Genomic DNA, 14,014 nt, shown 5'->3' with positions numbered 1-14,014 from the left:
TCACTTTTTTCTTTTTCTCCCGAATAGTATAAACGAGGGTCACCTCGGAAATTTATATTATTAAGGAGAATGAATGACGTTTTTAAAATTAGGAGTTAAGAAGAGTAGATATACTCAGTTGGGTTTAGGGCTGGTTACTTTGTTCGTTACAAGTACCTTTTTGTTTGGTGGGGAAGCGGTTCAAGCTGATAGTGTAGCGCGTGGAGATGACTATCCGCTTCACTACAAAAATGGTAGTGTTGAAATCGATCAGTGGCGGATGTATTCTCGCCAGTGTACCTCTTTTGCGGCCTTTCGTTTGAGTAGTGTAAATGGCTTTGAGATTCCTCCTGCTTACGGAAATGCGAATGAATGGGGACATCGTGCAAGGCGAGAAGGCTACCGTGTGGATACTAAGCCAGAAGTTGGGGCTATTGCTTGGTCGACAGAAGGTTATTATGGGCACGTGGCCTGGGTATCAAATGTGTCAGGGGATACGATTGAGATCGAAGAGTATAATTATGGGGTTCGAGAAAAGTATAACCGTCGAAAAGTCAAGGCTAGTTCGATGACAGGCTTTATCCATTTTAAGGACTTGGTAGGGAATGGTGGTAGAACTGGAAATCCTATCAGACCAGAGCTGGCATCTAGTGGGACTCATACGTTTACTCAAAAGTCTGCCATTCGAAATCAGCCGTCAAGTACAGGACAAGTTATTGACTACTACTATCCTGGTGAAAATGTTTTCTACGATCAAATCGTAGAAAAGGAAGGTTATAAGTGGCTTAGTTACCTGTCCTATAGTGGAATGAGGAGATACGTCCAGTATATGGAAACAGAATCGGTGGAGAATGGTTGGAAGAAGCAAAATGGTATTTGGAATTACCGGGAGAACGGGAAACTCGCAACTGGTTGGAAGAGAATAAATGGCAGTTGGTATCACTTCAAAGAAAATGGTACCATGTCAACGGGTTGGGTAAAGGATGGCTCGTATTGGTATTATTTAAAGACATCGGGAGAGATGCAGACAGGATGGCTCAAGGAAAATGGGACATGGTATTATTTGGAGAGTTCGGGGGCTATGAAGTCTAGCCAGTGGTTCCAAGTAGGAGGAAAGTATTACTACGTCAATGCTTCAGGGGCTTTAGCAGTGAATACTACTGTGGATGGCTATCGAGTGGATAGTAACGGAGCTAGGATCTAGAAAGAATATAAAAAAGAGGCCTTCACTGCCATTTGCCTATTCTTTCCGATGGTATTTTTCCCTTCTTTCCTTTATAATGGGTGTATGGACAAGAAAAAATTATTATTAATTGATGGATCTTCTGTTGCCTTTCGAGCTTTTTTTGCGCTCTATCAGCAGCTGGATCGTTTTAAAAATGCTAATGGCCTTCATACCAATGCAATCTACGGTTTTCAACTCATGTTGAATCATGTCTTAGAGCGGGTTGAACCCAGCCATGTTTTGGTAGCTTTTGATGCAGGTAAGACGACTTTTCGAACAGAGATGTATGCAGACTACAAAGGTGGTCGCGCTAAAACTCCAGATGAGTTTCGTGAACAATTTCCCTTCATTCGTGAGTTGTTAGACCATCTTGGGATTCGCCACTATGAGTTACCTCAGTATGAAGCCGATGATATCATCGGGACCCTAGGTCGCTTGGCTGAGAAAGCTTCCTTCGATGTGACAATCGTTAGCGGAGACAAGGACTTGATCCAGTTGACGGATGAGCATACAGTGGTTGAGATTTCCAAGAAAGGTGTGGCTGAGTTTGAGGCCTTTACACTAGATTTCCTCATGGAAAAAATGGGCCTCACACCAGCTCAGTTCATTGATCTTAAGGCTCTTATGGGGGATAAGTCTGATAATATCCCAGGTGTCACGAAAATCGGTGAAAAGACGGGCATCAAGCTCTTGCTGGAACATGGCTCGCTCGAGGGTATTTATGAAAATATTGATGAGATGAAGGCCTCTAAGACGAAGGAAAATCTCATCAATGATAAGGAACAAGCCTTTTTGTCTAAAACACTGGCAACTATCGATACCAAGGCACCAATTGAGATTGGCCTTGATGATTTGGTCTATAATGGGCCAGATGTGGAAAATCTCGGGAAATTCTACGATGAGATGGGCTTCAAACAGTTCAAACAAGCTCTAAATATTTCATCGGCAGATGCGCCTGAGAGCTTGGATTTCACTATCATTGACCAAGTCAGTCAAGACATGCTGAGCGCAGACTCTATCTTCCACTTTGAACTCTTTGGTGAGAATTACCATACAGATGACTTGGTTGGTTTTGCTTGGTCTTGTGGGGATAAACTTTACACTACAGACAAACTTGAGCTCTTGCAGGAGCCGATTTTCAAGGAATTTTTAGAAAAAACACCTCTGAAAGTGTATGACTTTAAGAAAGCGAAGGTTCTTTTAAATCGCTTGGGCTTGAACCTGCAGGCCCCTGCTTTTGACAGTCGTTTGGCCAAATACCTCCTCTCTACCGTCGAGAATAATGAAATTTCAACCATTGCGAATCTCTATGGCCAGACTTATCTGGCTGATGATGAGACTTTCTACGGTAAGGGTGTCAAGAAAGCTATCCCTGAGAGAGAGAAATTCTTGGAGCATTTGGCTCGCAAGGCTGCAGTATTGGTTGAAACAGAGCCGGTTTTACTTGAAAAACTCAGTGAACATGGACAGTTAGATCTCCTCTATGACATGGAGCAACCTCTGGCTTTTGTCCTTGCCAAGATGGAAATCGCTGGAATCAAGGTCAAAAAAGAAACCCTGCTTGAGATGCAGGCTGAAAATGAGGTCGTCATTGAGCAGCTCACTCAAGAAATCTATGAGTTGGCTGGTGAGGAGTTTAATATCAATTCACCTAAACAGTTGGGCCTGCTTCTCTTTGAAAAATTGGGCCTTCCTCTAGAATACACCAAGAAAACCAAAACAGGTTACTCGACAGCGGTGGATGTGCTGGAGCGTTTGGCTCCTATTGCTCCGATTGTCAAGAAAATTCTAGACTACCGTCAGATTGCTAAGATTCAATCTACTTATGTGGTTGGGTTGCAGGACTGGATTTTGGATGATGGCAAGATTCACACGCGCTATGTGCAGGATTTGACTCAGACAGGGCGCCTGTCTAGTGTGGATCCAAACTTGCAAAATATTCCTGTTCGTTTGGAACAAGGTCGTCTCATTCGTAAGGCTTTTGTACCTGAGTGGGAGGATAGCGTGTTGCTTAGCTCTGACTATTCGCAAATTGAATTGCGCGTTTTGGCGCATATCTCTAAAGATGAGCACTTGATTAAGGCCTTCCAAGAAGGAGCCGATATCCATACCTCGACGGCCATGCGGGTCTTTGGGATTGAACACCCTGAGGATGTGACTCCAAACGACCGTCGTAACGCCAAGGCGGTTAACTTCGGCGTGGTTTACGGGATTTCAGACTTTGGTTTGTCTAATAATCTAGGAATCAGCCGTAAGGAAGCCAAAGCCTACATCGACACCTATTTTGAGCGTTACCCAGGTATTAAAAACTACATGGATGAGGTGGTGCGTGAAGCGCGTGATAAGGGCTATGTAGAGACCCTTTTCAAGCGTCGTCGTGAGTTGCCAGATATCAATTCGCGTAACTTCAACATTCGTGGTTTTGCAGAGCGTACAGCCATTAACTCTCCTATCCAAGGATCAGCTGCAGATATTCTCAAGATTGCTATGATCCAGCTAGACAAAGCTCTAGTTGAAGATGGCTATCAGACCAAGATGCTGTTGCAAGTGCATGATGAAATCGTCCTTGAGGTTCCAAAGACAGAACTAGTAGCGATTAAAGCGCTGGTGAAACAAACCATGGAAGAAGCCATCCAACTCAGTGCTCCCCTTATCGCAGATGAAAATGAAGGGGCAACTTGGTACGAGGCTAAATAAGAAAGCTATGATAGAGTTTGAAGCATTTGCCTTCAAACTCTTTTTCAAGATTTTCTGTAAGCAGTTTCCTTGACTTATCCTTGCTTTTGCGTTATCATATGTCCATATAAGATACGGGAGTCTGTGTACAGTCTGAGAGGAAGTGTTAAACTTCGACCGCACCTGATCTGGGTAATGCCAGCGTAGGGAAGGATACTTAGCCGAATTTTGCACCTTTTCCGTATATATGGGAAAGGTTTTCTTTTTGTCAAAAGGAAGCCTGAGAAGAGGAGGTTTTTATGAAAGCAAGCATTGCCTTGCAAGTTTTACCCCTATCACAGGGGATTGATCGGATAGCTGTTATTGATCATGTTATTACTTATCTGCAAGCTCAAGAAGTGACTATGGTGGTGACACCATTTGAAACGGTCTTGGAAGGGGAGTTTGATGAGCTTATGCGCATTCTCAAAGAAGCGCTGGAAGTGGCAGGGCAGGAGGCAGATAATGTCTTTGCCAATGTCAAAATAAATGTAGGAGAGATTTTAAGTATTGATGAGAAACTTGAAAAGTATACTGAGACGACACATTAGTTTATTGGGTTTTCTCGGAGTCTTGTCAATTTGGCAGTTAGCAGGTTTTCTTAAACTTCTCCCCAAGTTTATCCTGCCGACACCTCTTGAAATTCTCCAGTCCTTTGTTCGTGACAGAGAATTTCTCTGGCACCATAGCTGGGCGACCTTGAGAGTGGCTTTACTGGGGTTGGTTTTGGGAATCTTGATTGCCTGTCTCATGGCTGTACTTATGGACAGTTTGACTTGGCTTAATGATCTGATTTACCCAATGATGGTGGTTGTTCAGACTATTCCGACTATTGCCATAGCCCCTATTCTGGTCTTGTGGCTAGGTTATGGGATTTTGCCCAAAATTGTCCTGATTATCTTGACGACAACCTTTCCTATCATCGTCAGCATTTTGGACGGTTTTAGGCATTGTGACAAGGATATGCTGACCTTGTTTAGTCTGATGCGGGCCAAGCCTTGGCAAATCCTGTGGCATTTTAAAATTCCTGTCAGTCTGCCTTACTTTTATGCAGGGCTCAGGGTCAGTGTCTCCTACGCCTTTATCACAACAGTGGTATCTGAGTGGTTGGGAGGCTTTGAAGGACTAGGTGTTTACATGATTCAGTCCAAGAAACTGTTTCAGTATGATACCATGTTTGCTATTATTATTCTGGTATCGATTATCAGTCTTCTGGGTATGAAGCTGGTTGATATTAGTGAAAAATATGTTATTAAATGGAAACGTTCGTAGAAGTAGAATGTTTCAAAAAAGAAAAGAGGAAATCAAAATGAAGAAAACATGGAGAGTGTTTTTAACTGTTTTAACAGCTCTTGTAGCTGTTGTGCTTGTAGCCTGTGGTCAAGGAACTGCTTCGAAGGACAAAAAAGAGGCAGAACTCAAGAAGATTGACTTTATCTTAGACTGGACACCAAATACCAACCACACAGGGCTCTATGTTGCTAAGGAAAAAGGCTATTTCAAAGAAGCTGGAGTGGATGTTGACTTGAAACTGCCACCAGAAGAAAGTTCATCTGATTTGGTGATCAATGGCAAGGCGCCATTTGCTATTTATTTCCAAGACTACATGGCTAAGAAATTGGAAAAAGGGGCAGGAATCACTGCCGTTGCCGCTATCGTAGAGCACAATACATCAGGAATCATCTCACGTAAATCGGACAATGTCAGCAGTCCAAAGGACTTGGTTGGCAAGAAATACGGAACCTGGAATGACCCGACTGAACTTGCTATGTTGAAAACCTTGGTAGAATCTCAAGGTGGAGACTTCGAAAAGGTCGAAAAAGTACCAAATAATGATTCAAACTCTATCACACCAATTGCTAATGGAGTATTTGATACTGCTTGGATTTACTATGGTTGGGATGGTATCCTTGCTAAATCTCAAGGTGTAGATGCTAACTTCATGTACTTGAAAGACTATGTCAAGGAGTTTGACTACTACTCACCAGTTATCATCGCCAACAACGACTATTTGAAAGATAACAAAGAAGAAGCACGTAAAGTCATCCAAGCTATCAAAAAAGGTTACCAATATGCCATGGAGCATCCAGAGGAAGCAGCTGATATCCTCATCAAGAATGCACCTGAACTCAAGGAAAAACGTGACTTTGTCATCGAATCTCAAAAATACTTGTCAAAAGAATACGCAAGCGACAAGGAAAAATGGGGTCAATTTGATGCAGCTCGCTGGAATGCCTTCTACAAATGGAATAAAGAAAATGGTATCCTTAAAGAAGACTTGACAGACAAAGGCTTTACCAATGAATTTGTGAAATAATGACAGAAATTAGACTCGAACATGTAAGTTATGCCTATGGCGATGAAAAGATTTTAAAGGATATCAACCTACAGGTGACTTCGGGTGAAGTGGTTTCTATCCTAGGTCCAAGTGGTGTTGGAAAGACCACCCTCTTTAACCTAATCGCTGGGATTTTAGAAGTCCAGTCTGGGCGAATTGTCCTTGATGGCGAGGAAAATCCTAAGGGACGCGTGAGTTATATGTTGCAAAAGGATTTACTCTTGGAACACAAGACGGTGCTTGGCAATATCATCCTGCCACTCTTGATTCAAAAGGTGGATAAGGCAGAGGCTATTGCCCGAGCGGACGACATCCTTGCGACCTTCCAGTTGACAGCTGTACGGGACAAGTATCCTCACGAACTCAGTGGAGGGATGCGTCAGCGTGTAGCCTTACTCCGGACCTATCTTTTTGGGCACAAGCTCTTTCTTCTTGACGAGGCCTTTAGTGCCTTGGATGAGATGACCAAGATGGAACTCCACGCTTGGTATCTGGAGATTCACAAGCAGTTGCAACTGACGACCCTCATCATCACACATAGCATCGAAGAGGCCCTCAATCTCAGCGATCGCATCTATATCTTGAAAAATCGTCCTGGGCAGATTGTTTCAGAAATTAAACTAGATTGGTCTGAAGACGAGGACAAGGAAGTCCAAAAAATTGCCTACAAACGTCAAATATTAGCAGAATTAGGCTTAGATAAGTAGAAAAATAGGGAGTTGGTGAAGATTATCCTTTACCAGCGCCCTTTTCCTTTAAAAAAATCAAAAATTTCGGTATAATAGTCAAAGATAGTCAAGGTTCAAAGAAGGAGTTTGATTTACTATGAGATTTAAAAATACATCGGATCATATTGAGGCCTACATCAAAGCAATTTTAGATCAATTTGGTATCGTGGAGTTGCAACGGAGCCAGTTGGCAGATACCTTCCAGGTTGTTCCTAGTCAGATTAACTACGTGATCAAGACACGCTTTACGGAAAGTAGGGGTTACTTGGTTGAGAGCAAGCGTGGTGGTGGAGGCTACATTCGCATAGGGCGGATTGAGTTTTCCAGTCATCATGAGATGCTCCGCGATTTGCTTTACTCGATTGGTGAGCGAGTTAGTCAGGAGATTTACGAGGATATTCTCCAGCTTTTGGTGGAGCAGGACTTGATGACCAAGCAGGAGATGAATTTGCTTGTGGTAGTAGCTTTGGATCGTGTTTTAGGAGAAGAAGCTCCAGTCCGTCGAGCTAATATGCTACGACAGGTCATACAAGAGGTAGATAGAAAAGAGAAGTAAGATGAACTATTCAAAAGCATTGAATGAATGTATCGAAAGTGCCTACATGGTTGCGAGCCATTTTGGAGCTCGTTACCTAGAGTCTTGGCATTTATTGATTGCCATGTCCAATCACAGTTACAGTGTGGCAGGTGCGACCCTAAATGATTATCCTTATGAAATGGACCGTTTAGAAGAAGTTGCTTTAGAACTGACTGAAACGGACTATGGGCAAGACGAAACCTTTACAGAATTGCCCTTTTCCCATCGTTTAGAGGTTCTATTTGCAGAAGCAGAGTATGTGGCTTCAGTGGTCCATGCAAAGGTGCTAGGGACAGAGCATGTCCTCTATGCGATCTTGCATGATGGTAATGCTTTGGCGACTCGCATCTTGGAGAGAGCAGGCTTTTCTTATGAAGACCAGAAAGATCAGGTCAGAATTGCTGCTCTTCGTCGCAATTTAGAGGAACGTGCTGGTTGGACAAGAGAAGACCTTAAGGCTTTGCGTCAACGCCATCGCACGGTATCTGACAAGCAAAATTCCATGGCAAATATGATGGGTATGCCTCAAACTCAAAGTGGTGGTCTAGAGGACTACACGCATGACCTGACGGAGCAAGCACGCTCTGGCAAGTTAGAGCCAGTTATCGGTCGAGACAAGGAAATCTCACGTATGATTCAAATCTTGAGCCGTAAAACCAAGAATAATCCTGTCTTGGTTGGAGATGCGGGTGTCGGGAAAACTGCTCTGGCGCTTGGTCTTGCCCAGCGTATTGCTAGTGGTGATGTACCTGCGGAAATGGCTAAGATGCGCGTGTTAGAGCTTGATTTGATGAATGTCGTTGCAGGGACACGCTTCCGTGGTGACTTTGAAGAGCGCATGAACAACATCATCAAGGATATCGAGGAAGACGGCAAAGTGATTCTCTTTATCGATGAACTCCACACCATCATGGGTTCTGGTAGCGGTATTGACTCAACTCTGGATGCGGCCAATATCTTGAAGCCAGCCTTGGCGCGTGGAACTCTGAGAACAGTTGGGGCCACCACTCAGGAAGAATACCAAAAACACATCGAAAAGGATGCAGCTCTTTCTCGTCGTTTTGCCAAAGTGACGATTGAAGAGCCAAGCGTGGACGATAGTATGACCATTTTACAGGGTTTGAAGGTTGCCTATGAGAAACACCACCGTGTGCAAATTACAGATAAAGCCGTTGAAACAGCTGTCAAGATGGCGCATCGTTACTTGACCAGTCGTCACTTACCAGACTCTGCCATCGATCTATTGGATGAAGCGGCAGCAACAGTGCAAAACAAATCCAGGCATGTGAAAGCAGACGAATCCGGCTTGAGTCCAGCTGACAAGGCTCTTATGGATGGCAAGTGGAAACAGGCAGCCCAGCTAATCGCAAAAGAAGAGGAAGTGCCTGTCTATAAAGACTTGGTGACAGAGGCTGATATTTTGACCACCTTGAGTCGATTGTCAGGCATCCCAGTTCAAAAACTGACTCAGACTGATGCTAAGAAGTATCTAAATCTTGAAGCTGAACTGCACAAACGTGTCATCGGTCAAGATCAAGCTGTTTCAAGTATTAGCCGTGCCATTCGCCGCAACCAGTCAGGGATTCGCAGCCACAAGCGTCCGATTGGTTCCTTTATGTTCCTAGGACCGACAGGGGTTGGGAAGACCGAATTGGCCAAGGCTCTGGCAGAAGTCCTCTTTGATGACGAATCAGCCCTTATCCGCTTTGATATGAGCGAATATATGGAGAAATTTGCGGCTAGCCGTCTCAATGGAGCTCCTCCGGGCTATGTGGGTTACGAAGAAGGTGGGGAGTTGACTGAGAAGGTTCGCAACAAACCTTACTCCGTTCTCCTCTTTGATGAGGTAGAGAAGGCCCACCCAGATATTTTTAATGTTCTCTTGCAGGTTTTGGACGACGGTGTCTTGACAGATAGCAAGGGACGCAAGGTTGATTTTTCAAATACCATTATCATCATGACGTCAAACCTTGGCGCGACAGCCCTTCGTGATGACAAGACGGTCGGCTTTGGCGCGAAAGACATTCGTTTTGACCAGGAAAATATGGAAAAACGAATATTTGAAGAGTTGAAAAAGGCTTATCGACCGGAATTCATCAACCGTATTGATGAGAAGGTGGTTTTCCACAGTTTGGATAGCGAACACATGCAGGAAATCGTTAAGATTATGGTCAAACCATTGATTGCTAGCCTGGCAGAGAAGGGGATCGACTTGAAATTGCAAGCTTCAGCGTTGAAGTTACTGGCAAGCCAAGGATATGATCCAGAAATGGGAGCTCGCCCACTTCGCAGAACCCTGCAAACAGAAGTGGAAGACAAGCTAGCTGAGCTCCTCCTCAAGGGAGAGCTGGTAGCAGGTAAGACTCTCAAGATTGGTGTCAAAGCTGGTCAGTTAAAATTTGATATTGCTTAAAAATGGAGAATCAGGAGTGGTCCTGATTCTTTTAGTATTTATTTTTATGAAACCAAAGGGTGACAAGTTGACAATATGTAAATATTGGTTATAATAAGAATAGATAGGTATTAAGATTTGTATAGAATGAAAAAGAGCAGAGTTTCCTGAAATTTCCACCATTTCAATAGAGCCCTGTTTCTTTTTATGCGTATGAAATAAAAATAATGTAAACCTAGCAAAAGAGTGAATTTTAGATAGGTTAAGAAGGGAAATAGATGAACATTTTAGTTGTAGATGATGAGGATATGATTCGAGAAGGAGTTGCGGCTTTTTTGAGAGAATCAGGTTACCATGTCGTTTTAGCCAAGGATGGTCAAGAGGCTTTGGAAAAATTTCACGAATGTCCTATCCATTTGATGGTGCTAGATTTAATGCTGCCTAAGAGGAGTGGTTTTGACGTTTTAAAAGAAATTAATGGAAACCATGATATCCCAGTAATTGTCTTAAGTGCTCTTGGAGATGAGCAGACCCAGATGCAGGTATTTGACTTTTATGCTGATGATTATGTTACCAAACCATTTTCACTGGTGCTATTAGTCAAGCGTATTCAGGCCTTGCTTAGACGGTATTATGTTGTAGAGGATATCTGGCATTATCAGGATGTTACAGTAGATTTTACTTCCTATAAAGCTCAAGTCAGAAATGAGGAAATTTTTATTAAACCAAAAGAGTTATTGGTTTTGAAATGTTTGATTCAACATAAAAATCAGGTCTTAACGAGAGAGCAAATACTAGAGTCTATCTCAAATGATCCTGCCGACTTGCCTCTTGATAGAGTAATTGATGTTTACATTCGAAATCTTCGTAAGAAGTTGGATCTGGATTGCATTGTAACAGTGAGAAATACCGGATATAAAATTAGCTTATGATTAAAAATCCAAAATTATTAACCAAGTCTTTTTTAAGAAGTTTTACCGTTCTAGGTGGGATTGCCTTGATTATACACATTGCGATTTATTTGACTTTCCCCTTTTATTACATTCAGCAAGAAGGTGAGAAGTTTAATGAGAGTGCGACTATTATGAGCAAGTACTTAGAAGGCAAAAATGCTCATGAACTGCCTAGTTTGCTGGAGTCCTATTCGAAATCTCTTCGAATTTCTGCACACTTAAAAACTGATGTACTAGATAAGAGACTTTCCCTCATACACGATTTAGAAATTAAAGAAGGTAGTATCACTAACTATATTGTGACTATTGACCGTCAGATTACGACAGCTGACGGTAAGAAGGTAACCATTCAATTTATTCAAGGTGTTGATATCTATAAAGAGGCAACTCGAATTATGCTTCTTTATCTGCCATATACTTTTTTAGCAACGATTGTATTTGCTTTTGTCTTTTCTTACTTTTATACAAAACGTCTGTTGGAACCTCTATTCTATATATCAAAAATTACAAGTAAGATGCAGGAGTTGGATCATGATATTCGCTTTGATGAAACGCGAAAGGATGAAGTTGGGGAAGTTGGGAAACAAATCAATGATGTTTATGAAAATTTGTTGCTGGTGATTGACGAGTTAGAGAGACGCAATGAGCGGATTATTAAGTTGCAAAATCAGAAGGTTTCCTTTGTTCGTGGAGCATCACATGAGTTAAAAACTCCTTTAGCAAGCCTTAGAATTATCTTAGAAAATATGCAGTATAATATTGGAGATTACAAAGATCATCCAAAATATATTGCAAAGAGTATAAATAAGATTGACCAGATGAGCCACTTATTGGAAGAAGTGCTGGAGTCTTCTAAATTTCAAGAGTGGACAGAGTGTCGTGAGACCTTGACTGTGAAAACAGTTTTAGTAGATATTTTATCACGTTATCAAGAATTAGCTCATTCAAGAGGTGTTACAATTGAAAATCAATTGACAGATGCTACAAGGGTCGTTATGAGTCTTAGGGCATTGGATAAGGTTTTGACAAACCTGATTAGTAATGCTATCAAATATTCAGATCAAAATGGATGTGTGATGATATCTGAGCAAGATGGCTATCTCTCTATCAAAAATACATGTGCGCCTCTAAGTGACCAAGAACTAGAGCATTTATTTGATATCTTCTATCATTCTCAAATCGTGACAGATAAGGGTAAAGGTTCCGGTTTGGGTCTTTACATTGTGAATAATATCCTAGAAAGCTATCAAATGGATTATAGTTTTCTCCCTTATGAACACGGTATGGAATTTAAGATTAGCTTGCAGACAGATTAGGTGTTTAAAGAGCAGGAGCGGAAAGCATTCCGTTCTTTTTTTGTTATGGTTCATATAGGGTTAACATATGGGTGTTATTCTTTGTAATAGACAAAAGAAAGGATACTAATATGGTATTAGCAATTATTTTAGTAACATTCCTTATTCGATTGATTTTTTTAAAGCGTTCGATAGAGAATGAGAAACGAATCCTTAGCAAGGGGGGGCAAGAATTTGGGGTTGAAAATACAAAACGATTGACGCTTGCGCATATTATTTTCTATCTCTCTTGCTTTGTTGAGGCCATGGTGCACAAGACAATGTTTGATGGCATGGGCATGGTTGGTGTAGTTTTGCTTATTTTTTCTATGCTGATGTTGATGTTGGTGATTCACTTGTTGGGAGATATTTGGACAGTGAAGCTTATGCTTGTCAATAATCACAAATTTGTAGATCACTTCCTTTTTAGAACTGTAAAGCATCCTAATTACTTTTTAAATATAGTACCAGAACTAGTTGGTTTAGCCCTGGTGAGTCATGCTTATGTAACATTCATCTTTATTTTTCCTGTGTATGCTGCTATTTTATACCGTAGAATAGCAGAGGAAGAGAAATTACTGCAGGAAGTGATTATTCCAAATGGAAAAATTAAAGGATAGTGAAAATAATGCAGCAAATTTCATATACAATTCATATTAGTAGAGTATACTGTAGTTAATTAAAATCATGGAGGATATAGACATGTTTAAATCAAATTATGAAAGAAAAATGCGCTACTCTATTCGCAAATTTAGTATAGGAGTAGCTAGTGTAGTGGTTGCCAGTCTTTTTATGGGAAGTGTGGTTCATGCGACAGAGAAAGTTTCTGCTAATCCCCCTATTCCACAAATAGTATCTCCAAGTGATAAAAAAGAATATGAGGATGCTGTACAAAGAGTTAACAAAGAGATTTCGGACTATGTGACTAGTCGTTTAGACTCACTGGATCGATCTGTTTCTGGATTTTCAGAAATTGTCACAAAGGTTCAGGTGGTTGTAGATAAATACAGAGATAAGATTGATAGAGTTACTACTAAAAGCATGGTAGAGGAGCTGGGAAGGGAAGTTGAGAAAAAAATAGATGAAGAAATAAAGTTATTTCAAAATCATTCAGGTAGTAAAAGTACTCCTAAAGAGCCCTCTCTAAATGATGGTTTACGGGGGGGGGGGGGATGCCCCTTCAGTAGGACAACAAGGAGAACAGCCATCTAAACCAGTCCTTCCACTTGATTCTAGTAAACCGAAAACTCCAGTGGCAGGGAATCAGAGTGACAAACCTGCACCTTCTCTTTCGGATACAAAAGAAGTTCAAGATTTAATCAAAAAGGGATTTCAAGAACTAGAAAAATTAGAAAAATCTTTACAAGAGTTGAACGAGAAAGCAGAGCTGCCAGATGAAGAATTTTATGGAAAACAAAAGACCATTTGGGATGATTCAAAAAATACGATACGACAATCTATAAAAGATTTTAAGGATATTGTGAAAGATAGAGCTTCTAGATATCATAAGGAAAATTATTTCAAAAAATATACCTCGGACTTTAAAGATTATCAGCTCTATGTTCAAATGGAGATAATGACTAGGCAGGTAAGAGACTACTTGCTAAGATACCCTAAAGATGGAGATATCATAAAAGAATTTGAATCTGGTATGAAGCAGACTGCGTTGGATAATTATAGCAATTTATCTGGTGATAGTTTAAAAGGATATTTTGAAAAGAATTTCCGCTCAGCTTTTGAGAAAATCCAAGAGACTGTAAGAAAATTGGAGAA

Annotated in this window: 11 protein-coding genes, 2 pseudogenes and 1 riboswitch; all 13 genes and pseudogenes read left to right on the top strand. The window is 41.3% G+C overall.

What is annotated here, in order from left to right:
• Positions 1 to 73 precede the first annotated feature (73 nt).
• Positions 74 to 1,183: an SH3 domain-containing protein gene (locus OVN21_RS04845; RefSeq protein WP_267247514.1), complete on the top strand. Its 1,110-nt coding sequence runs from the start codon at positions 74 to 76 to the stop codon at positions 1,181 to 1,183.
• Between the two features lie 84 nt (positions 1,184 to 1,267).
• The gene (gene polA, locus OVN21_RS04840) at positions 1,268 to 3,901 is read left to right on the top strand and encodes a DNA polymerase I (RefSeq protein ID WP_267247513.1); all 2,634 of its coding nucleotides are present in this window, start codon (positions 1,268 to 1,270) and stop codon (positions 3,899 to 3,901) included.
• Between the two features lie 103 nt (positions 3,902 to 4,004).
• Positions 4,005 to 4,107: riboswitch (TPP riboswitch) on the top strand.
• Positions 4,108 to 4,179: 72 nt separating this feature from the next.
• Positions 4,180 to 4,470: a thiamine-binding protein gene (locus OVN21_RS04835; RefSeq protein WP_049532470.1), complete on the top strand. Its 291-nt coding sequence runs from the start codon at positions 4,180 to 4,182 to the stop codon at positions 4,468 to 4,470.
• Positions 4,433 to 5,191, top strand: a complete 759-nt coding sequence (locus tag OVN21_RS04830; protein WP_267247512.1) for an ABC transporter permease — start codon at positions 4,433 to 4,435, stop codon at positions 5,189 to 5,191. The genes OVN21_RS04835 and OVN21_RS04830 overlap by 38 nt, the downstream gene beginning before the upstream one ends.
• Before the next feature lie 37 nt (positions 5,192 to 5,228).
• Positions 5,229 to 6,236, top strand: a complete 1,008-nt coding sequence (locus OVN21_RS04825; RefSeq protein WP_267247511.1) for an ABC transporter substrate-binding protein — start codon at positions 5,229 to 5,231, stop codon at positions 6,234 to 6,236.
• Entirely contained in the window at positions 6,236 to 6,964 is a 729-nt protein-coding gene (locus tag OVN21_RS04820) for an ABC transporter ATP-binding protein (RefSeq protein ID WP_267247510.1), read from the top strand. Before OVN21_RS04825 ends, OVN21_RS04820 begins: the two co-directional genes overlap by 1 nt.
• A gap of 118 nt (positions 6,965 to 7,082) precedes the next feature.
• Positions 7,083 to 7,541, top strand: coding sequence for a CtsR family transcriptional regulator (locus OVN21_RS04815; RefSeq protein ID WP_267247509.1), 459 nt, complete (start codon positions 7,083 to 7,085; stop codon positions 7,539 to 7,541).
• A gap of 1 nt (position 7,542) precedes the next feature.
• Entirely contained in the window at positions 7,543 to 9,975 is a 2,433-nt protein-coding gene (locus OVN21_RS04810) for an ATP-dependent Clp protease ATP-binding subunit (protein ID WP_267247508.1), read from the top strand.
• 257 nt (positions 9,976 to 10,232) lie between these two features.
• A complete protein-coding gene (gene bgrR, locus OVN21_RS04805) occupies positions 10,233 to 10,886 on the top strand; it encodes a response regulator transcription factor BgrR (RefSeq protein ID WP_267247507.1) in 654 nt (217 codons plus the stop codon).
• Positions 10,883 to 12,223 (top strand): sensor histidine kinase, encoded by a 1,341-nt coding sequence (locus OVN21_RS04800; protein WP_267247506.1) that lies wholly within the window; start codon positions 10,883 to 10,885, stop codon positions 12,221 to 12,223. The genes bgrR and OVN21_RS04800 overlap by 4 nt, the downstream gene beginning before the upstream one ends.
• Positions 12,224 to 12,333: 110 nt before the next feature.
• Complete coding sequence (locus tag OVN21_RS04795; protein WP_267247505.1) at positions 12,334 to 12,861, top strand: isoprenylcysteine carboxyl methyltransferase family protein; 528 nt, start codon at positions 12,334 to 12,336, stop codon at positions 12,859 to 12,861.
• Positions 12,862 to 12,943: 82 nt separating this feature from the next.
• Positions 12,944 to 13,067: pseudogene (locus OVN21_RS04790) on the top strand (YSIRK-type signal peptide-containing protein); the annotation flags it as partial.
• Between the two features lie 321 nt (positions 13,068 to 13,388).
• Positions 13,389 to 14,000, top strand: a pseudogene (locus tag OVN21_RS11155) (GAG-binding domain-containing protein); the annotation flags it as partial.
• Between the last annotated feature and the right edge of the window lie 14 nt (positions 14,001 to 14,014).

Source organism: Streptococcus sp. Marseille-Q5986, assembly GCF_946902915.1.
GTDB lineage: Bacteria > Bacillota > Bacilli > Lactobacillales > Streptococcaceae > Streptococcus.
The sequence above is the reverse complement of the archived record's forward strand: the minus strand, read 5'-3'. Positions and strand labels throughout refer to the sequence as shown.

Bases quoted from the DNA above. Each gene is read 5' to 3' on its own strand.
- OVN21_RS04845 (WP_267247514.1), top strand. From the start codon at position 74: ATGACGTTTTTAAAATTAGGAGTTAAGAAGAGTAGATATACTCAGTTG.
- polA (WP_267247513.1), top strand. From the start codon at position 1,268: ATGGACAAGAAAAAATTATTATTAATTGATGGATCTTCTGTTGCCTTT.
- OVN21_RS04835 (WP_049532470.1), top strand. From the start codon at position 4,180: ATGAAAGCAAGCATTGCCTTGCAAGTTTTACCCCTATCACAGGGGATT.
- OVN21_RS04830 (WP_267247512.1), top strand. From the start codon at position 4,433: ATGAGAAACTTGAAAAGTATACTGAGACGACACATTAGTTTATTGGGT.
- OVN21_RS04825 (WP_267247511.1), top strand. From the start codon at position 5,229: ATGAAGAAAACATGGAGAGTGTTTTTAACTGTTTTAACAGCTCTTGTA.
- OVN21_RS04820 (WP_267247510.1), top strand. From the start codon at position 6,236: ATGACAGAAATTAGACTCGAACATGTAAGTTATGCCTATGGCGATGAA.
- OVN21_RS04815 (WP_267247509.1), top strand. From the start codon at position 7,083: ATGAGATTTAAAAATACATCGGATCATATTGAGGCCTACATCAAAGCA.
- OVN21_RS04810 (WP_267247508.1), top strand. From the start codon at position 7,543: ATGAACTATTCAAAAGCATTGAATGAATGTATCGAAAGTGCCTACATG.
- bgrR (WP_267247507.1), top strand. From the start codon at position 10,233: ATGAACATTTTAGTTGTAGATGATGAGGATATGATTCGAGAAGGAGTT.
- OVN21_RS04800 (WP_267247506.1), top strand. From the start codon at position 10,883: ATGATTAAAAATCCAAAATTATTAACCAAGTCTTTTTTAAGAAGTTTT.
- OVN21_RS04795 (WP_267247505.1), top strand. From the start codon at position 12,334: ATGGTATTAGCAATTATTTTAGTAACATTCCTTATTCGATTGATTTTT.